The following is a 17,327-nucleotide window of genomic DNA, read 5'->3' as shown; positions in this document are numbered from 1 at the left end:
CCGAGGGACTGCGCTCGGTGGTCGCCGTGCCCGTGATCGTGCGGCGCCAGGTCCGCGGTGTGCTGTACGGCGCGCTGCGCGATCCGCTGCCGATGGGCGAGCGCGTCTTCGACGCCGCCGTCGCGGCCGCCCGGGACGTGGAGCAGTCGCTGGTCGTACGGGACGAGGTGCAGCGGCTGCTCTCCATGACCCGTGAGCCGGTGAACGGGCGGGCCGGCGCCTGGGAGGAGGTCAGGGAGGCGTACGGCGAACTGCGGGCGCTCGCGCCGCGCATCGTCGACGCCGGGCTCAGGAGCGAACTGCACGCCGTCTGCGGCCGGCTGGCGGGCGCGGGCGGCGCGCCACAGCAGCGCGGGAGCCATGAGCGGCGGGCGGTGACGCTGGCTCCCCGGGAGGTGGACGTGCTGGCGTGCGTGGCGGCGGGCTCGACGAACGCGGCGGCGGCCGAGCGGCTGGGGCTTCGGCCGGAGACGGTGAAGGGGTATCTGCGGGCCGCGATGCGGAAGCTGGGCGCGCACACCCGTCTGGAGGCGGTGGTGGCCGCGCGCCGGGCGGGGCTGCTGCCCTGAAGGACGTGCGGGGCAGGGGTGCGCCGGAGGGGCCGGGGGCCGCGCCGTAAGAGAACCGTCAAATAACCGGCCCGGCCGGTCAACGCCGCGTCATGAGATGTCCGGTCCGCCCCCGGCCGGGCATAGCTTCCAGGTGTCAGACAGCGACGACTCCCCTGGGGAGGACACCATGGAGAGCACCACCCACGAAGACGCGGACCCCGAAGAACGGAAGCCGGCGGGGCCGCTGTACGTACCCGTACGGCTCGGCTCCGCCGGGGGCAAGCAGCTGCGCTTCATGCGCACACCGCTCGGCGCGCGTACGGCCGTCGGTTTCACGAGCGTAGGGCGGCTGACCGCCGCGCTCGGCCCGCGGCAGCCCTACATCCGGCTTGCGGAAACGTGCCTGCGGGCGCTTTCGGAACCGCTCGGCGTGGTCCTCGTGACCGTCGACCCGCAGCTCGCGGCCGCGCCGGTCGGCCTGCGGACGCCCGCGCCTGGCCACACCCCCACCCGCACGACGGTGAGGCCGTGTCTGCGCCACACCGGCGAGGTGCCGCTGGCGGTGGGCGCGTGACCACCGAACCGCTGCTCGTCGTCAACGAGCTGAGCACCCCGTCCGTCTGGCCCGCGTCGGCCGTGTCCGCGCCCGGCGGTGACCTTCTCGTGGCGGGCGTCTCCCTCCTGGAGCTGGCCGAGCGCTTCGGCACCCCCGCCTACGTACTCGACGAGGGCGAGGTACGGTCCCGGGCCCGCGCGTGGCTGCGCGCGCTGCCCGAGGCGGAGATCGTCTACGCGGCGAAGGCGTTCCTGTGCCGCGCCGTCGTGGACTGGATGGAGCAGGAGGGCCTCGGCCTGGACGTCTGCTCGGCGGGCGAGCTGGAGCTCGCGGCCACGCGGGGCTTCCCCACCGAGCGGATCGTGCTGCACGGCAACGCGAAGTCGCCGCGGGATCTGCGGACCGCGCTGCGGCTCGGTGTGGGCAGGATCGTCATCGACGCGGACTGCGAGATAGCCAGGCTCGCCGCGCAGGTGCCCGCGCACGACTCGCAGCAGGTGATGATCCGCGTACTGCCGGGGATCGAGGCCGGCGCCCATCCGAAGATCCGTACGGGGACCGAGGGCCAGAAGTTCGGGCTGTCGATCGCGAACGGGGACGCGGAGGACGCCGTGGCCCGGATCATGGGCCAGCCTCAGCTCGAACTGGTCGGTCTGCACTGCCACCTGGGCTCGCAGATCGTCTCGCCCGAGCCGTACGAGCGGGCCGCGCGGGAGCTGGTCTCCTTCCTCGTACGCATCCGGGACCGGTTCGGCGTCGTGCTGCCCGAGCTGGACCTGGGCGGCGGCTTCGCCGCGGCGTATCTGCCGGGCGACGAGGCTCCGGCACCCGCCGTGTACGCACGGCGGATCAGGCGGGCGCTGATCGGCGCCTGCGCCGAGGCGGGGCTGCCTGTCCCGCGGCTGACCCTGGAGCCCGGCCGCTCGATCATGGCGCCGGCCGGGATCGCGCTGTACCGGGTGCTCGCCGTGAAACGGACGGGCGGCCGGGTCTTCGTGGCCGTGGACGGCGGCATGAGCGACAACCCGCGCCCCGCGCTGTACGGCGCCCGCTACACGGTCCGCCGCGTCGGGCGCGCATCGGCGGCCCCGATGCGGGCGGCCACGGTCGTCGGCCGGCACTGCGAGGCGGGGGACGTGCTCGCCGACGGGGTGGAGCTGCCGGACGACATCCGGCCCGGCGACGTGCTCGCGGTGCCCGCGTCGGGGGCGTACCACGTGTCGATGGCGTCGGGCTACAACATGACCGGCCGCCCGCCGGTGGTGGCGGTCGCCGAGGGGCGGTCGCGTCTGCTGGTGCGACGCGAGACGTTCGACGACCAATGGCGCCGCGACGTCGGGCTCTGAGGCCCGGACCGGGGGCCAGGTCCTGCCGGGGGGGCAGGACCTGGAGCGGGCGTCAGAAGTCCGCGAAGCGCACGGCGTACGAGGGGGCGGTGGCCGAGGAGAGGGACACGGGCATCGGCTCGCCCTCCTCGGCCACCGCGTCTCGCCGCGCGCGTGTCGGCGAACCGAGGGCACGCACGGTCGGCGTCCCCTGCTCGCCGCCCTCGCCGCCGTCCTCCAACGGCCAGATCCCGGCGGGGAATCCGTCCACAAGGAACGCGCGGTGGGCCTGGTCGCCGGTCCGGGTGAACTCGCGGTACTCGGACGGGACGGAGCCAACCCGTCCCGTCCCACGCTCTCTCAGACCGCGGTGGTGACCGTGAAGAGCGCCCCGTCCGGGTCCCGGAGCGTCGCCTCCGCCACCTCCGCCGACGCGTCCGACCGCACCACGAGAGAGCCCCCGGACGCCAGCGCCGACTCGACGGCCGCGTCCACGTCCCGCACGTTGAAGTGCACGTGCCAGCGCGGCCGGATCTGCGGGTCGGGGGACGCCTGTACGGCGCCGCCCCTGATCCGCGCGAGCGGCTCGTCGCCGTCGAGGAGCACCGCCCCGTCCTCCCCGTACGCCAGGCGCAGTTTCCCCTCGCCCTCCGGCTCCCAGCCGAGCGTGAGCGAGTAGAAGCGCCCGGCCGCGGCGGCGTTCCTGGTGCACAGCTCCAGCGAGGCCGAGCCGCTGCCGCGTCCCATCGACCAGTCGGTGCGCACGGACCCTTCCCAGATCCCGAAGACGGCGCCGTCCGGGTCGACCGCGAGCGCGGCGCGCCCGGTGTGGAAGGCCAGCGGGCCGACGCCGACCGTGCCGCCGCGCTCCCTGATCCGGGCCGCCGCCTCGTCCACGTCCGTGACGTTGAAGTACGGGGTCCAGGAGACGGCCACCTGGAGCGAGGACGCGAGTGCTCCGATACCTCCGACGGGCATGCCGTCGATGAGCGCCACCGAGAAGTCGTCACCGAGTCCCGCGCGCCGGTAGGTCCAGCCGAGGACCTTGCCGTAGAAGTCCTGGGCGCCCGGCAGTTCACGTGCCAGCAGACTCACCCAGATCGGCGCTCCCGCGACTCCCTGTGCCTTTGTCATCCCGCTCCGTTCCATCGAAACCACTGCCCATCGCTGCCCCCGTGCGACGCGTCCGAAGGCTATTGCCCTTACGTGCACGCCAGCCACCTTTGAATGTATTTGAAGGTAATGCTGAGCGGCACCCGTGCGCTGTCCGCGATATGATCAACCACTTATCGTGGGAGCGCTCCCAATGGTTGGATGACGGTCCCCCGGCGGAGCCCCCCGATGGAGGTCGCAGGATGGTGGCAAGGGGACGTACGGGCCGGCGCGGGCAGCCCACCCTCGAAGAGGTGGCGGCGCACGCGGGTGTGGGGCGGGGCACCGTCTCGCGCGTCGTCAACAACTCCCCCCGGGTGCGGGAGTCCACCAGAGAGCTCGTCGAGCGGGCCATCGCCGAACTGGGCTACATACCCAACCGGGCGGCCCGCGCCCTCGCCGGGAACCGTACCGACGCGGTCGCGCTGGTGATCCCGGAGACCGAGAAGCGGTTCTTCGCCGAGCCGTACTTCTCCGACGTGCTCCACGGTGTGGGCACCGGCCTCGCCGACACCGAGATGCAGCTGCTGCTCACGCTCGTACGCACCGAGAAGGAACGCCGGCGCTTCCTCCAGTACGCGCGCGCCGGCCGCGTCGACGGAGTACTGATGGTGTCCGTGCACGGCAGCGACCCGCTGCCGGATCTGCTCGCCGAGACGGGCATGCCGACCGTGCTGAGCGGCCGTCGTACGGCCGGCGAGTCCGTGAGCTACGTCGACTCCGACAACGTGGACGGCGCCCGCTCCGCGGTGCGGCACCTCGCGGAGACCGGGCGGCGGCGGATCGCCACGATCACCGGGCCGCTCGACATGTACGTGGCGCAGTGCCGGCTCGGCGGGTATCGGGAGGCCGTGGCGGCGGCGGGGGGCGGCGCGGACCCGTCGTGGACCGCGCACGGTGACTTCACCGAGGAGAGCGGGCGGCGGGCGATGACGGAGCTGCTGGCCCGCCACCCGGACCTGGACGCGGTGTTCGCCGCGTCCGACGTGATGGCGGCGGGCGCCCTGCACTCGCTGCGGGCGGCGGGGCGCCGGGTGCCCGAAAACGTGGCCGTCGTCGGCTTCGACGACTCCCCCATCGCCGCCCACACCGATCCTCCGCTCACCTCCGTGAGGCAGCCGGTGGAGGAGATGGGGCGGGCGATGGCGCGCGTGCTGCTGGAGGCGATCGACGACCCCGCCGCGCCCCGGCAGCACGTCGTACTGCCCACCGAGCTGGTACGGCGCACCTCGTCCTGAGAACGCGGTGGCGTCGTACGGTGTCAGCGTGAAGTCAGGTCCGGAGCCGTCGACTTGAGATGGGTGGCGACCCAGACCAGCGGCGCGTTCCAGTTGACGGTGTTCTCCTTCGAGCCCCAGGCGTTCGGCGCCGTCCCTGGCCCGGCGTAGGACTTGGCGGCGGGACGGCCGGTGGGGGTGACCGGGTCGTTGATGAGAGTGCTGTTCGGGCCGCCGGAGAGCCAGCCCTTCGGGTACGGGGTCGCTGGGTACTGCCCCCAGGCGAGCCGGTCGTGCAGATCGGTCTCCCGGTGGGCGCCGTAGCCCGTCACGTACGAGATCCGCATCGCGTTGGTGCCGAGCAGATAGTCCATGGCCCGGTGCATGGCCTTCAGATGGCGCCGGTCGTGGCCGATGTCGTACGCGGTGCCGAGCAGCATCATCCGGTTGACGATCGCGGAGTTGGAGCCCCACGGGTAGGCCCCGGCCCCGGAGATCAGCGCCGGATACCCCTCGCCCCGCTGCGTCTTGACGAGCGTGTCGGCGGCGGTACGCAGACTCGTACGCATCCGGGCCAGGTCGGCGGCGGGGAGGCTGTTGCGCACGGCGAGCAGCGAGAGGGTGCCGGCCGGGGCGACCCGGCCCCAGTCGACGGGGGCGATCTCGCCGTAGTGCGCGGAGCGGGTGACGACGCCGCGGTAGGTCCTGGCGGTGCGGTCGGCGCGCTGCTCGGCGGTGAGATAGAGCTCGGCCGCGGCCGCGTAACGGTCGTCGCTGTTGTGGGCGTCGGGGTAGTCGCCGCCGCCCTCGGCGTCGGTGCCGTCGTTGGCCTCGGGGTAGTCGACATCGGGGCGCGCCTCGGCGCGCTTCCAGGCGTCCTGCGCGGACGACCAGAGGCGGCCGGCCTTCTTGGCGTCGAACTTCCGCAGTACGCGGGCGAGTTGGGCGTTGGTACGGGCGACGGCGTAGGTGGCGTTGGTGGACGGTGGCATCGCGGAGCGGTCCATGGCGTTCTCGGCGGCGATGTCCTTGACCGGGAACGGGCTCCATGCGTGGTTGTGCACCTTGTGCGACGCCAGGCCGGCTTCGGGGAGCATGCCGGACATGAAGCGTGAGCCGTACGCGACCTCGTCGAGGATGTCCGGCACTCCGTTGGCCCGCTCGGGGAGGGCGAGGCTGCCGTCCGGGTACGCCTTGTTCCTGCGCTCGTAGATGTTCAGCAGGGTCCAGGCGGCGATGGCATGGTTGACGGGGTAGACGCCGAAGTCGCCGCCGTCCGCCCAGGAACCCGCGACGTCGAGCCGCTGCCCCTTGCCGGTCCGGGAGTCCTTGCCGCACCAGTTCTTGTAGCAGGGAACGGAGTTGTCGCCGGGGTGCAGGGCGGCGTGCGCGTGGGCGGCGTGCTGGAGGTGCTCGGCCCTGACCGGGGTGCCCATGCGGTGGAAGTAGAAGTACCCCATGGCTTCTCGGCCGAGGTCCGGGTGGAGCGGCTTACGCGTGACGGTGAACGGCGCGCTCGTACCGACGCCCGCGACCGTGAGCCGGCGGACCCCCTGGCCGGTGGCCCGGGAGAAGTCGGCGTGGTGGACATGGTCGCCGGACGCCTTGTCGGCGCCTACGACGCGGGTGGTGCCGGAGGCGACCGTACGGCCCCTGTCGTCCTTGAGCTGCCACTTCACCGGCGACTTGGCCGCCGCGACCACGGTCGCGATCTTGTCGGCGCCGGTCGCGTAGCCGATCTGGTTGACCAACACCGGGCCAGGGCCCCTCGTTCCGCCGGTCGTGGTCTGCCCGAACGCGGCGGGCACCACGGCGGCGACCAGGGCGAGCGACAGGGAGGAGAGCAGGAACGTACGCATGGGTCGGCGCCTCCGCGGCACACCTGGGACCGGGTCGCGGAGAACATAACGGACGATTCTTCATAGAATCGGACCGACACCCCGATGACCCGCGCCCTTCACGCGTGTGCGGGACGCCGCGTCCGTCCCGGCGTCGGTCGGCGGCGCGGGCGTCGTCGCCCGCCGACTCGGCACGGGCGGACGCCGGTCAGGCGCGCAGATAGGCCAGAACGGCGAGGACCCGGCGGTGGCCCTCGCCGTCCACCCGGAGGTCCAGTTTCTGCAGGATGGCGCTGACGTGCTTGTTGACCGCCGCCTCCGTCACATACAGATGGCGCGCTATCGCCCCGTTCGCCCTGCCCTCCGCCATCAGGGAGAGCACTTCACGCTCCCTCGGGGTGAGCCGCTGGAGCGGATCCTGCCGGCGGTGCAGGAGTTGGCGTACGACCTCCGGGTCCACCACCGTCTCGCCGTCGGCGACCCGGGTGACCGCGGTCACGAATTCCGTGACCGCGCTCACCCGGTCCTTGAGCAGATAGCCGACACCGCCGCCGCTGCCGAGGTCGAGCAGCCGGGCCGCGTAGGACTGTTCCACGTACTGGCTGAGCACCAGGACGGGCAGCGCGGGATGTTCGCCGCGCAGCGCGACGGCGGCGCGCAGACCGTCGTCGGAGTGGTCCGGCGGCATACGGATGTCGGTGACGACGATGTCGGGCCGGTGCGTGCGAACCGCCTCGATCAGGCTGTTCGCGTCCCCGACCTCGGCGGCGAGCCGGTGGCCGAACCGGGTCAGGACGCCGACCAGAAGGTCGCGCATCAGCGGGGAGTCCTCGGCGAGGACGACGTTCAGCGACATGGGATCTCCGCGTGCAGCAGGGTCGGTCCGCCCGCGGGGCTGGAGATCCGGAGTCTGCCGTCGGCCGCGGCGATCCGGTCGGCGAGGCCCGTCAGTCCGGTACCGGCGGCCGGATCGGCGCCGCCCACACCGTTGTCGGTGATGCTGAGCGTCAGTACGTCGGCGTGCAGCCGCGCGTGGACCTCGGCGCGGGTGGCCGCGCTGTGCTTGGTGGCGTTGGCGAGGGATTCGGCGACGACGAAGTACGCGGCCGACTCCACGACAGCGGGCGGCCGGTACGGCAGCAGGATGTCGACGGTGACCGGCAGGGCCGAGCGGGCGGTGAGATTGCCGACGGCCTCGGGCAGTCCGTGGTCGGTCAGCGCCTTGGGGTGCACGCCCCGGCTCAGCTCGCGCAACTCCTCGACGGCCAGGGTGACTTGTTCCTGTGCGGCATCGAGCTGCCGGGCGACGGACGAGTGCGGCTCGGCGTCCAGGCGGGCCAGGCCGAGCAGGACGTTGAGCGAGACGAGCCGTTGCTGGGCCCCGTCGTGAAGATCCCGTTCGATCCGGCGGCGCTCCGCGTCGAAGGAGCCGACCAGCCGGGCCCGGGAGGCCCGTACCTCGGTCAGCTGCCCGCCGAGTTCACCGTCGCGCGGGGCGAGGATCGCCCGGGTCATGGCGGCCCGTGCGCCTGCCCAGACGGTGAGGGTGTACGGCGCGGCCGGCACGAGCAGGACCGCGACGACCACCAGCGGCCAGGCGTCCGGATCGTCGACGGGTGAGGTGGCCAGCAGTACGGGGACGCCCAGCGAGAGCCCCAGTACGAGCGCGTCCATCCACCACATCGCGGCCGACGACGCGGCGGTGAAGCCCAGTTCACGCCAGGTGGCGGGCTCCCGCAGCCGGGTGGCGAGCCAGCCGCGCGGTCCTGGTCCGGCCGGCGGGCGGTGCGGATCGGGAATGGGGTCGGGGTCCATCAGCAGCAGCCGCCGGCGCTCGACGCGGCTGACGAGGATGCCGGAGAGGCTCACGCCGAGGAGGAGCAGGGCCCCGACGCCGGCGATCAGGAAGACGACCCCGGCGAGGGTCGCCGCCACCAGGACCGTGAGGACGAGCGCGCCGAAGAGAGCGCCGGAGAGGAGATAGAGGAACGACCGCCAGGGCCAGGCCGAGGTGAGGAACTTCCACGGGCTCTGGGCGACCGCCCGCCAGGCTGTTGAATGCTGCACCCGCCGACCGTAACCGGCGGCCGCGGGCCGGACAGTAGGACCAGCACTACCTTCGGACTCGTGTGCGCGCCAATGCGCGGGACCCCTCGCCGCGGATGGGATGGCGGCATGTGGATCAGAACGAACACTCGACGCCGTTCCGTACCCGGGCGCCTCGGCGCCGCCCTCGGCCTCACCGCGGCGGTGCTGGTCGGCCTCTCCCCCGCGGCGCTCGCCCGCCCGGCCGCCGGACCGGCCGACGCCGATACGACCGCCGCTCTCACCCCCGCCGCGGTGGACCGCTTCATGAACGACTATCTGGACCGGACCGGTCTCCCCGGCGCCGTGGTCGCGGTGACCCGGGGCAACGAGGTCGTCCACACCGCCGGATACGGGCACACCGCCGGCGGGCGGACGATGACCGGACGAACCCCGGTCCCCGTGGCCTCGCTCTCCAAGTCCATGACCGCGCTGGCCGTCATGCAGCTCGTGGAGGAGGGCAGGATCGACCTCGACCGGCCGGTGCGGAGCTATCTGCCGGAGTTCACCATGGCGGATGAGCGCGCCGCCCGGATCACCGTCCGGCAACTGCTCGACCAGACGTCCGGCATGGCCGATTCGGCCTTCCCCGATCTGGCTCTTCCGCAGGCGCACACACTGAAGGGAGCGGTCTCCCGGATGCGCGGCGCGTCTCTCGCCGCCGAGCCGGGGACCCGGTGGAGCTACCACAACCCCAACTACTTCGTCGCGGCCCGGCTGGTCGAGGTGGTCTCCGGGGAGCCGTTCGCCGACCGCCTCCGTACGCGCGTCTTCACGCCCCTCGGGATGACGGACTCGCGCTCCGTCGACTCCACGACCGACATGCCCGAGGACGCGCGGGGGTACGTACGGGCCTACGGCCGCGTGGTCGAGCGGGCGCATCCGCGCTGGTTCACGGCGGGCGGACACGGGGTGGTCACCACGGCCGACGACCTCGCCGACTGGCTGATCGCACAGAACAACGGCGGCGTCGGCGCGGACGGACGGCGCGTGGTCTCCGCCCGGAGCGTCGACCTCATGCACACGCCGCCGAAGGGCGAGATCTACGCGATGGGCTGGTTGCTCGCGGAGCCCACCGACGGCGAGGGTGCCCGGGAGATCCAGCACACCGGGCAGCTGCTCACCCAGAACGCCATCCAGATCCTGCTCCCAGAGCGCAAGATCGGCATCGCCGTCGTCAGCAACACCGGCATGGTCTCCGGTGACGACAGCGTGGGCATCTCGGACGGCCTGCGGGATCTGGCGGAGGGCAGGTCACCGGAGATCCGGGAGCCGTTCACCATGACCGCCGATCACATCCTCGCGGCGCTGACGCTGCTGGCCCTCGGGCTGGGCACGCTCGGCGCCGTACGGGCGTCGGGCTGGGTACGGCGGGCGGCCGGGCGGCCCCTGTGGCGGGCGGGTCTGCGGACGCTGCCGTACGCGGCACTGGTCGCGTTCTTCCCGTTGCTCCCCGAGCTGGTGGGTCTGCTGATGCGGCGGGCAGGCACGCTCGACCAGGTGCTCTACGTGTGGCCCGCGCTGTACGTGTGCGCCGCCGCGGTGTCGCTGGCGTCGGTGGTGGTGATCGCCGCGCGTGGTGTGCACGCCATCCGCGCGGCTGTTCGAGGACGGCGGGCGCCGGGGTCGTGGCCGTCAGGCGACGGAGCCGATTCGCCCGGCGGGAGCCCGGCTCCGGTCGTGGTGGATCGGGGTGTGGGCGCCGGTCAGTGAGACGCCGCTGCCGCCGCGCCGGTTGGCGACGATCTCCGCCGCGATCGACAGCGCGGTCTCCTCGGGCGTGAGCGCGCCGAGGTCCAGGCCGATGGGGCTGCGCAGCCTCGCCAGCTCCAGTTCGGTGACGCCGACGCCGCGCAGCCGCTCGTTGCGGTCCAGATGGGTGCGCCGGGAGCCCATGGCTCCGACATAGGCGACGGGCAGTCTGAGGGCGAGTTCCAGCAGGGGGATGTCGAACTTGGCGTCGTGGGTCAGGACGCAGAGCACGGTACGGCCGTCGGTCTCCGTCGACTCCAGATAGCGGTGCGGCCAGTCCACGACGATCTCGTCGGCTTCCGGGAAGCGGACGCGGGTGGCGAAGACGGGGCGGGCGTCACACACCGTGACGTGGTAGCCGAGGAACTTCCCCACCCTGACCAGGGCGGACGCGAAGTCGATCGCGCCGAAGACGATCATGCGCGGGGCGGGCACGCTCGACTCGACGAGCAGCGTCAGCGGGCGTCCGCAGCGCGAGCCGTCCTCGCCGATCGTGACGGTGCCGGTGCGGCCCGCGTCCAGCAGGGCGCGGGCCTGGTCCGCGGCGGTGCGGTCCAGCTCAGGGTGCCCGCCCAGGGTCCCCTCGTACGCTCCGCCGGGGCGTACGAGGAGCGCGTGGCCCCGCAGGTCCGCGGGCCCGTCGGTGACCCGTGCGACCGCCGCCGCCTCCCCCCGGGCGGCGGCGGAGAGCGCGGCGCGGAACGCCTCCCTGCCGGGAGAGTCCGCGCGTACGGGCGTGACGAGGATGTCGATGACACCGCCGCAGGTCAGCCCGACGGCGAAGGCGTCCTTGTCGCTGTAGCCGAAGGTCTCGACGACGGTCTCGCCGTTGTCCAGGGACTCCACGCACAGCTCGTAGACCGCGCCCTCCACACATCCGCCGGAGACCGAGCCGATCGCCGTGCCCTCGCTGTCCACGGCGAGGGCGGCGCCCGGCTGCCGGGGCGCGCTGCCGCCGACGGCCACCACGGTCGCCACGGCGAAGTCACGTCCCTGCTCGACCCACCGGTTCAGTTCTTCGGCGATGTCCAGCATGCGGCCTCCTCTGTTCTCAGTATCGGATGTGCGGAGCGTCGTGGCGCGTCAGCCCACGCCGAGCCAGCCCTCGATCGGGTGGAGGGCGAAGAAGACGAGGAAGATCACGGTCAGCCCCCACATGAACGCGCCGATCTCCCGGATCCTGCCCTGGGCGACCTTGATGGCGACGTAGGAGATGACACCGGCCGCGACACCGGCGGTGATCTGGTAGGTGAAGGGCATGATCACCACGGTCAGGAAGACCGGGACGGCGACCGCGCGGTCGCTCCAGTCCACATGCCTGGCGTTCTGCATCATCATCGCGCCGATGACCACCAGGGCCGCCGCCGCGACCTCGCCGGGGACGATCTGGGTGATCGGGCTGAAGAAGAGGCACGCGGCGAAGAAGAGGCCGGTGACGACGGAGGCGAAACCCGTACGGGCGCCCTCGCCGACACCGGTCGCGGACTCCACGAACACGGTCTGGCCGGAGCCGCCGGCGACACCGCCGACCACACCGCCCGCGCCGTCGATGAACAGGGCCTTCGACAGACCCGGCATACGGCCCTTCTCGTCGGCGAGCCCGGCCTCCGTACCGACGCCGATGATGGTGGCCATCGCGTCGAAGAAGCCGGCCAGTACGAGCGTGAAGACGATCATGCCGACCGTCATGGCGCCGACCTCGCCCCAGCCGCCGAACTCGATGTCGCCGAAGAGCGAGAAGTCCGGCATGGAGACGGCGCTGCCGGTCAGCTCGGGCGGTCCGCCCGCCCAGGCCCTGGCGCCGATGACACCGGCGGCGTTCAGTACGGCGGCCACGGCCGTGCCGACGACGATGCCGATCAGGATCGCCCCGGGCACGTCGCGGGCCTGGAGCATGAAGATCAGAAGGAGGGTGACGGCGAAGATCAGGACGGGCCAGCCCGCCAGCTCGCCGGCCGGGCCCAGGGTGACGGGCCCACCGCCCTGGGAGGCGTGCACGAAGCCCGCCTTGACCAGGCCGATCAGCGCGACGAAGGTGCCGATGCCCATCGTGATCGCGTGTTTGAGGGCGAGCGGGATGGCGTTCATGATCATCTCGCGCAGGCCGGTGACGACCAGCAGCATGATCACGACGCCGTACATCACGCACATGCCCATGGCCTGCGGCCACGTCATGGCGGGCGCCACCTGGGTGGAGATCACGCCGGAGACGGAGAGCCCGGCGGCGAGGGCCAGCGGCACCTTGCCGACGAAGCCCATCAGCAGGGTGGTGACCGCCGCGGCGACGACGGTGGCGGTGATCAGCGCGGGCTGGCTGAGCACATTGCCCGCGACGTCCTTCCCGCCCAGGACCAGCGGGTTGAGCAGCAGGATGTACGCCATGGCCATGAAGGTCGTGACGCCGCCGCGCACTTCACGCGCGACGGTGGATCCCCGCTGGGATATGTGGAAATACCGGTCGAGCCAGGACCTTCCGGCCGGGGGACGCGAGCCTGGGCCGGCGTCCTCGGCGGTTGTCCTGGGCTGCACGGACTGCTGGGTCATGATGCCTACTCCCAAGGTTCACAGGGGCACCCGCGAGAAGACCGAGATGCGGGATTTGGGATGGTGCGCCGGCTGCACGACCCGGGGGACGGCCCGAGGCGAACTGGGTTGTTTCCGGATGGGTGTCGCGATTCGGTGATGCGCTTTCGGTGGTGCGTTCGCGTAATGCGTTTTCGGTGGTGCGTTCGCGTGATGCGTTCTGTGCCGTTCGGCCGCCGCGAGCGGTGCGGCGGCCGGGGGTCCGGTCAGGTACCGGTCAGGTGCTCCGGCCGTACCGGCGTCCTGTTCAGCTCCAGCCCCGTCGCGTCGCGGATCGCCGCGAGCACGGCGGGGGTCGACGACAGGGTCGGGGCCTCGCCGATGCCACGCAGCCCGTACGGCGCGTGCTCGTCGGCCAGTTCGAGCACGTCGACGGGGATCGTCGGTGTGTCGAGGATGGTGGGGATCAGATAGTCCGTGAAGGACGGGTTGCGCACCTTCGCGGTCCTGGGGTCAACGATGATCTCTTCCATCACGGCCACGCCCAGCCCCTGGGTGGTGCCGCCCTGGATCTGGCCGAGGACCGACAGCGGGTTGAGCGCCTTGCCGACGTCCTGCGCGACGGCCAGCTCGATCACCTTGACCAGGCCCAGCTCGGTGTCCACCTCGACCACCGCGCGGTGCGCGGCGAACGAGTACTGGACATGGCCGTTGCCCTGCCCCGTACGCAGGTCGAAGGCCTCGGTGGGACGGTGGCGCCACCGCAGTTCGAGGTCGACCGACTCGCTCTCCAGGACGTCCACCAGGTCGGCCAGGACCTCCCCGCCGTCGGTGACGACCTTGCCGCTTTCGAGCAGCAGCTCGGCCGTGGCCCAGGCGGGGTGGTACGTACCGAACTTGGCGCGGCCGATCTCCAGGACCTGCTCGCGCACGTGCTCGCAGGTGTTCTTGACCGCGCCGCCCGTGACATACGTCTGACGGGACGCGGAGGTCGAACCGGCGGACCCCACACGGGTGTCGGCCGGCTGGATCGTCACCTGCGCGACGCCCAGCTCGGTACGGGCGATCTGCGCGTGGACGGTGACGCCGCCCTGGCCGACCTCCGCCATCGCGGTGTGCACGGTGACGACGGGCTCGCCGCCCACGACCTCCATCCGCACCCGGGCGGTGGAGTAGTCGTCGAAGCCCTCGGAGAAGCCGACGTTCTTGATGCCGACCGCGTAGCCCACGCCGCGTACGACGCCTTCGCCGTGCGTGGTGTTGGAGAGACCGCCGGGCAGCGCCCGTACGTCGGCCGCCTCCCCCGCCGTGAGCCACTGCCGCTCCGGCGGCATCGGTCGGGCCTTGACGCGGCGCAGCAACTCGGCGACGGGCGCGGGCGAGTCGACGCGCTGGCCGGTGGGCAGGAGCGTGCCCTGCTCCATGGCGTTGAGACGGCGGAACTCCACCGGGTCCATGTCCAGCCTGGCGGCGAGCTTGTCCATCTGCGCCTCGTAGGCGAAGCACGCCTGTACGGCTCCGAAGCCGCGCATCGCGCCGCAGGGCGGGTTGTTGGTGTAGAGCGCCAGCGCCTCGATGTCGACGTCCTCGACGACATAGGGGCCGACGGAGAGGGACGAGGCGTTGCCGACGACGGCGGGGGACGCGGAGGCGTAGGCGCCGCCGTCCAGCACGATCCGGCACTTCAGATGGGTGAGCTTGCCGTCCTTGGTGGCCCCGTGTTCGTACCAGAGCTTCGCCGGATGGCGGTGGACGTGCCCGAAGAAGGACTCGAAGCGGTTGTAGACGATCTTGACCGGTTTGCCGGTGCGCAGCGCGAGCAGACAGGCGTGGATCTGCATCGACAGATCCTCCCGGCCCCCGAAGGCCCCGCCGACGCCGGAGAGCGTCATACGGACCTTCTCCTCGGGCAGCCCGAGGACGGGCGCGATCTGGCGGAGGTCCGAGTGCAGCCACTGCGTGGCGACGTACAGATCGACGCCGCCGTCCTCGCCCGGCACGGCGAGGCCGGACTCCGGACCGAGGAACGCCTGGTCCTGCATGCCGAAGACGTACTCGCCGGAGACGATCACGTCGGCGCGCTCGGCGGCCCTGTCGGCGTCGCCGCGCACGATGGGCTGGCGGTGCACGATGTTCGGGTGCGGTACATGGTCCGCGTGGTGGTCGTCGCGGTGCTCGTGGACCAGCGGCGCGCCCTCGGCGGTGGCGGACGCCTCGTCGGTGACGACGGGCAGATCCGCGTAGTCGATCCGGATCTTGGCCGCCGCGCGGCGCGCGGTCTCGGGGTGGTCGGCGGCGACGATCGCGACGGGCTCGCCGTGGTGGCGGACCTTGCCGTGGGCGAGGACGGGGGTGTCCTGGAACTCCAGGCCGTACCGCTTCACCTCGGTCGGCAGGTCGTCGTGGGTGAGGACCGCGTAGACGCCGGGGGTGGCCAGCGCCTCGGCGGTGTCGATCGAGCGGATCTCGGCGTGCGCGACGGTGCTGCGCAGGGTGTGGCCCCAGAGCATGTCCTCGTGCCACATGTCCGAGGAGTACGCGAACTCGCCGGTGACCTTGAGGGTGCCGTCGGGGCGGAGCGTGGACTCGCCGATGCCGCCCTTGGTCCTGGAGCCCTGCGTGATGTCGGTGGGTGTACCGGTGGTTGCCATGGTCAGACCGCCTCGGACTGCCGGGCGGCCGCGAGGCGGACCGCGTCGAGGATCTTCTCGTAGCCGGTGCAGCGGCAGAGGTTGCCGGACAGTGCCTCGCGGATGTCCGCGTCGGACGGCGAGGGGTTGCGCTCCAGCATCTCGTCGGCGGTGACCAGGAGACCCGGGGTGCAGAAGCCGCACTGCACGGCTCCCGCGTCGATGAACGCCTGCTGGATCGGCGAGAGCTCGTCGCCTTCGCCGGTCCCCGAGTCGGTGCCCTTGGCGGCCCAGCCCCTGGCCTCGTCGAGCGAGGTGCCGGGGGTGCCGGACGCCTCGGGCGCGCCCGACGCACCGCGGGCTCCGGAGCCCGCGGACGCACAACCACCGTGTTCCTCGCGCTGCTTGGCGAAGTCCGCCAGGCCCTCGACGGTGACCACGTCGCGGCCCTCGACCTGGCCGGCCGCGACAAGGCAGGCACAGACGGGCACGCCGTCGAGGCGGACCGTGCAGGAGCCGCATTCGCCCTGTTCGCAGGCGTTCTTCGAGCCGGGCAGGCCCATGCGCTCACGCAGGACGTAGAGCAGGGACTCGCCCTCCCAGACGTCGTCGGCCTCCTGGGGAGGGCCGTTGACCGTGAAGTTCACACGCATCGTTACGCAGCTCCTTCAAGCGTGGTGCCGGTGGCCCGGTACTGCTCCCAGGTCCAGCCGAGCGTGCGGCGGGCCATGATGCCCACCGCGTGGCGGCGGTACTTCGCGGTGCCGCGCACGTCGTCGATCGGATTGCAGGCGCCGGACGCGAGGGCGGCGAACTGCTTGGCGACCGACGGGGTGATGACCTTGCCGCTCTCCCAGAAACCGCCCTCCTCCAGCGCCGCGTTGAGGAAGTCCTCGGCGGCGCGGGCCCGCAGCGGGGTGGGCGCGGCGGAGCCGATGCCGGTCTTCACGGTGCGGGTGTCGGGGTGCAGGGCGATACCGAACGCGCAGACCGCGATGACCATCGCGTTGCGCGTGCCGACCTTGGAGAACTGCTGCGGTCCCGACGCCTTCTTGATGAGGACGGCCTTGATCAGCTCGTCGGGGGCCAGGGCGTTGCGCTTGACGCCCGTGTAGAAGTCCTCGACGGGGATGCGGCGGACGCCGCGTACCGACTCCACCTCCACCTCGGCACCCGCCGAGAGGAGCGCGGGGTGCGCGTCCCCGGCGGGCGAGGCCGCGCCGAGGTTGCCGCCGACGGATCCCCGGTTACGGATCTGGGGCGAGCCGACGGTGTGCGAGGCGAGCGCCAGTCCGGGCAGCTCGGTCCGCAGGTGTTCCATGATCCGGGTGTACGGGACGGAGGCGCCCAGCCTGACGTGCTCCTCGCCGACCGCCCATTCGCTCAGTTCGCCGATGCGATTGAGGTCCATCAGGTACTCGGGCCGTCGGTGGTCGAAGTTGATCTCGACCATGACATCGGTGCCACCCGCGATGGGGACGGCGGTGGGGTGCTCGGCCTTGGCGGCGAGCGCCTCCTCCCAGGCGGCGGGGCGAAGGAAGTCCATGAGTGGCTCTCTTCATTCGTGATCGGTCGTTCACTGGAGCCCGGGGACGGCCGGAGTCTCGGCTGCTGATCTGTACGCGACGGGCCGCGTGACCGGTTGGCTCCGGTTGTCTCACGCGGATATTCACTAGCTGTTAACGCTGTGTGGCCCAA

Annotated in this window: 15 protein-coding genes; 5 read left to right on the top strand and 10 right to left on the bottom strand. The window is 72.1% G+C overall.

Annotation, left to right across the window (positions count from 1 at the left end):
* From IEY79_RS08365 to lysA, 3 genes are all read left to right on the top strand, one after another.
* Positions 1-569, top strand: a 569-nt coding sequence (locus tag IEY79_RS08365) for a helix-turn-helix transcriptional regulator (protein WP_229700745.1), incomplete at its 5' end; no start/stop codon positions are given.
* A 169-nt stretch (positions 570-738) separates the two neighbouring features.
* The gene (locus tag IEY79_RS08360; RefSeq protein ID WP_229700744.1) at positions 739-1,125 is read left to right on the top strand and encodes an SAV_915 family protein; all 387 of its coding nucleotides are present in this window, start codon (positions 739-741) and stop codon (positions 1,123-1,125) included.
* On the top strand, positions 1,122-2,453 hold the full coding sequence (gene lysA / locus IEY79_RS08355; protein ID WP_189106694.1) for a diaminopimelate decarboxylase: 1,332 nt from the start codon (positions 1,122-1,124) through the stop codon (positions 2,451-2,453). Before IEY79_RS08360 ends, lysA begins: the two co-directional genes overlap by 4 nt.
* Positions 2,454-2,505: 52 nt before the next feature.
* On the opposite strand, the gene IEY79_RS08350 is transcribed toward lysA, so the two are convergent.
* Entirely contained in the window at positions 2,506-2,703 is a 198-nt protein-coding gene (locus IEY79_RS08350; protein ID WP_189106693.1) for a hypothetical protein, read from the bottom strand.
* 89 nt (positions 2,704-2,792) lie between these two features.
* The gene (locus IEY79_RS08345) at positions 2,793-3,566 is read right to left on the bottom strand and encodes a VOC family protein (RefSeq protein ID WP_189106692.1); all 774 of its coding nucleotides are present in this window, start codon (positions 3,564-3,566) and stop codon (positions 2,793-2,795) included.
* Positions 3,567-3,787: 221 nt separating this feature from the next.
* Here IEY79_RS08345 and IEY79_RS08340 point away from each other — a divergent pair, with 221 nt between their 5' ends.
* Positions 3,788-4,822 carry a LacI family DNA-binding transcriptional regulator gene (locus IEY79_RS08340; protein WP_189106691.1) on the top strand — a complete coding sequence of 345 codons (1,035 nt, stop codon included), beginning with the start codon at positions 3,788-3,790 and terminating at the stop codon, positions 4,820-4,822.
* Positions 4,823-4,845: 23 nt separating this feature from the next.
* Here IEY79_RS08340 and IEY79_RS08335 read toward each other — a convergent pair whose 3' ends face one another.
* The 3 genes from IEY79_RS08335 to IEY79_RS08325 all read right to left on the bottom strand — a co-directional run bounded on the left by IEY79_RS08335 (position 4,846) and on the right by IEY79_RS08325 (position 8,706).
* A complete protein-coding gene (locus IEY79_RS08335) occupies positions 4,846-6,660 on the bottom strand; it encodes a glycoside hydrolase family 9 protein (protein WP_189106690.1) in 1,815 nt (604 codons plus the stop codon).
* Between the two features lie 187 nt (positions 6,661-6,847).
* The gene (locus IEY79_RS08330; protein WP_189106689.1) at positions 6,848-7,495 is read right to left on the bottom strand and encodes a response regulator; all 648 of its coding nucleotides are present in this window, start codon (positions 7,493-7,495) and stop codon (positions 6,848-6,850) included.
* Positions 7,486-8,706 (bottom strand): sensor histidine kinase, encoded by a 1,221-nt coding sequence (locus IEY79_RS08325; protein WP_189106688.1) that lies wholly within the window; start codon positions 8,704-8,706, stop codon positions 7,486-7,488. The genes IEY79_RS08330 and IEY79_RS08325 overlap by 10 nt, the downstream gene beginning before the upstream one ends.
* A 108-nt stretch (positions 8,707-8,814) precedes the next feature.
* Here IEY79_RS08325 and IEY79_RS08320 point away from each other — a divergent pair, with 108 nt between their 5' ends.
* Positions 8,815-10,437: a serine hydrolase domain-containing protein gene (locus tag IEY79_RS08320; protein WP_189106687.1), complete on the top strand. Its 1,623-nt coding sequence runs from the start codon at positions 8,815-8,817 to the stop codon at positions 10,435-10,437.
* Here IEY79_RS08320 and IEY79_RS08315 read toward each other — a convergent pair.
* The 5 genes from IEY79_RS08315 to IEY79_RS08295 form a co-directional block, all read right to left on the bottom strand.
* Positions 10,360-11,511 carry an XdhC family protein gene (locus tag IEY79_RS08315; protein ID WP_189106686.1) on the bottom strand — a complete coding sequence of 384 codons (1,152 nt, stop codon included), beginning with the start codon at positions 11,509-11,511 and terminating at the stop codon, positions 10,360-10,362. The two genes, IEY79_RS08320 and IEY79_RS08315, sit on opposite strands and share 78 nt — an antisense overlap.
* Before the next feature lie 48 nt (positions 11,512-11,559).
* Positions 11,560-13,020, bottom strand: a complete 1,461-nt coding sequence (locus IEY79_RS08310; protein ID WP_189106685.1) for an NCS2 family permease — start codon at positions 13,018-13,020, stop codon at positions 11,560-11,562.
* Between the two features lie 245 nt (positions 13,021-13,265).
* On the bottom strand, positions 13,266-15,650 hold the full coding sequence (locus IEY79_RS08305; protein WP_189106684.1) for a xanthine dehydrogenase family protein molybdopterin-binding subunit: 2,385 nt from the start codon (positions 15,648-15,650) through the stop codon (positions 13,266-13,268).
* A 2-nt stretch (positions 15,651-15,652) separates the two neighbouring features.
* Positions 15,653-16,282, bottom strand: coding sequence for a (2Fe-2S)-binding protein (locus IEY79_RS08300; protein WP_189106683.1), 630 nt, complete (start codon positions 16,280-16,282; stop codon positions 15,653-15,655).
* 2 nt (positions 16,283-16,284) lie between these two features.
* Entirely contained in the window at positions 16,285-17,175 is an 891-nt protein-coding gene (locus tag IEY79_RS08295; RefSeq protein WP_189106682.1) for an FAD binding domain-containing protein, read from the bottom strand.
* Positions 17,176-17,327 lie beyond the last annotated feature (152 nt).

It is taken from the genome of Streptomyces camponoticapitis (assembly GCF_014646115.1).
In the GTDB taxonomy this organism is placed as follows: domain Bacteria; phylum Actinomycetota; class Actinomycetes; order Streptomycetales; family Streptomycetaceae; genus Streptomyces; species Streptomyces camponoticapitis.
This window is presented reverse-complemented; position numbering and strand designations above follow the sequence as displayed.

Excerpts from the sequence above, each read along its gene's own strand:
- IEY79_RS08330 (WP_189106689.1), bottom strand. The coding sequence starts at position 7,495 with ATGTCGCTGAACGTCGTCCTCGCCGAGGACTCCCCGCTGATGCGCGAC.
- IEY79_RS08335 (WP_189106690.1), bottom strand. The coding sequence starts at position 6,660 with ATGCGTACGTTCCTGCTCTCCTCCCTGTCGCTCGCCCTGGTCGCCGCC.
- IEY79_RS08340 (WP_189106691.1), top strand. The coding sequence starts at position 3,788 with ATGGTGGCAAGGGGACGTACGGGCCGGCGCGGGCAGCCCACCCTCGAA.
- IEY79_RS08300 (WP_189106683.1), bottom strand. The coding sequence starts at position 16,282 with ATGCGTGTGAACTTCACGGTCAACGGCCCTCCCCAGGAGGCCGACGAC.
- IEY79_RS08305 (WP_189106684.1), bottom strand. The coding sequence starts at position 15,650 with ATGGCAACCACCGGTACACCCACCGACATCACGCAGGGCTCCAGGACC.
- IEY79_RS08295 (WP_189106682.1), bottom strand. The coding sequence starts at position 17,175 with ATGGACTTCCTTCGCCCCGCCGCCTGGGAGGAGGCGCTCGCCGCCAAG.
- IEY79_RS08310 (WP_189106685.1), bottom strand. The coding sequence starts at position 13,020 with ATGACCCAGCAGTCCGTGCAGCCCAGGACAACCGCCGAGGACGCCGGC.
- IEY79_RS08360 (WP_229700744.1), top strand. The coding sequence starts at position 739 with ATGGAGAGCACCACCCACGAAGACGCGGACCCCGAAGAACGGAAGCCG.
- IEY79_RS08345 (WP_189106692.1), bottom strand. The coding sequence starts at position 3,566 with ATGACAAAGGCACAGGGAGTCGCGGGAGCGCCGATCTGGGTGAGTCTG.
- IEY79_RS08315 (WP_189106686.1), bottom strand. The coding sequence starts at position 11,511 with ATGCTGGACATCGCCGAAGAACTGAACCGGTGGGTCGAGCAGGGACGT.
- IEY79_RS08320 (WP_189106687.1), top strand. The coding sequence starts at position 8,815 with ATGTGGATCAGAACGAACACTCGACGCCGTTCCGTACCCGGGCGCCTC.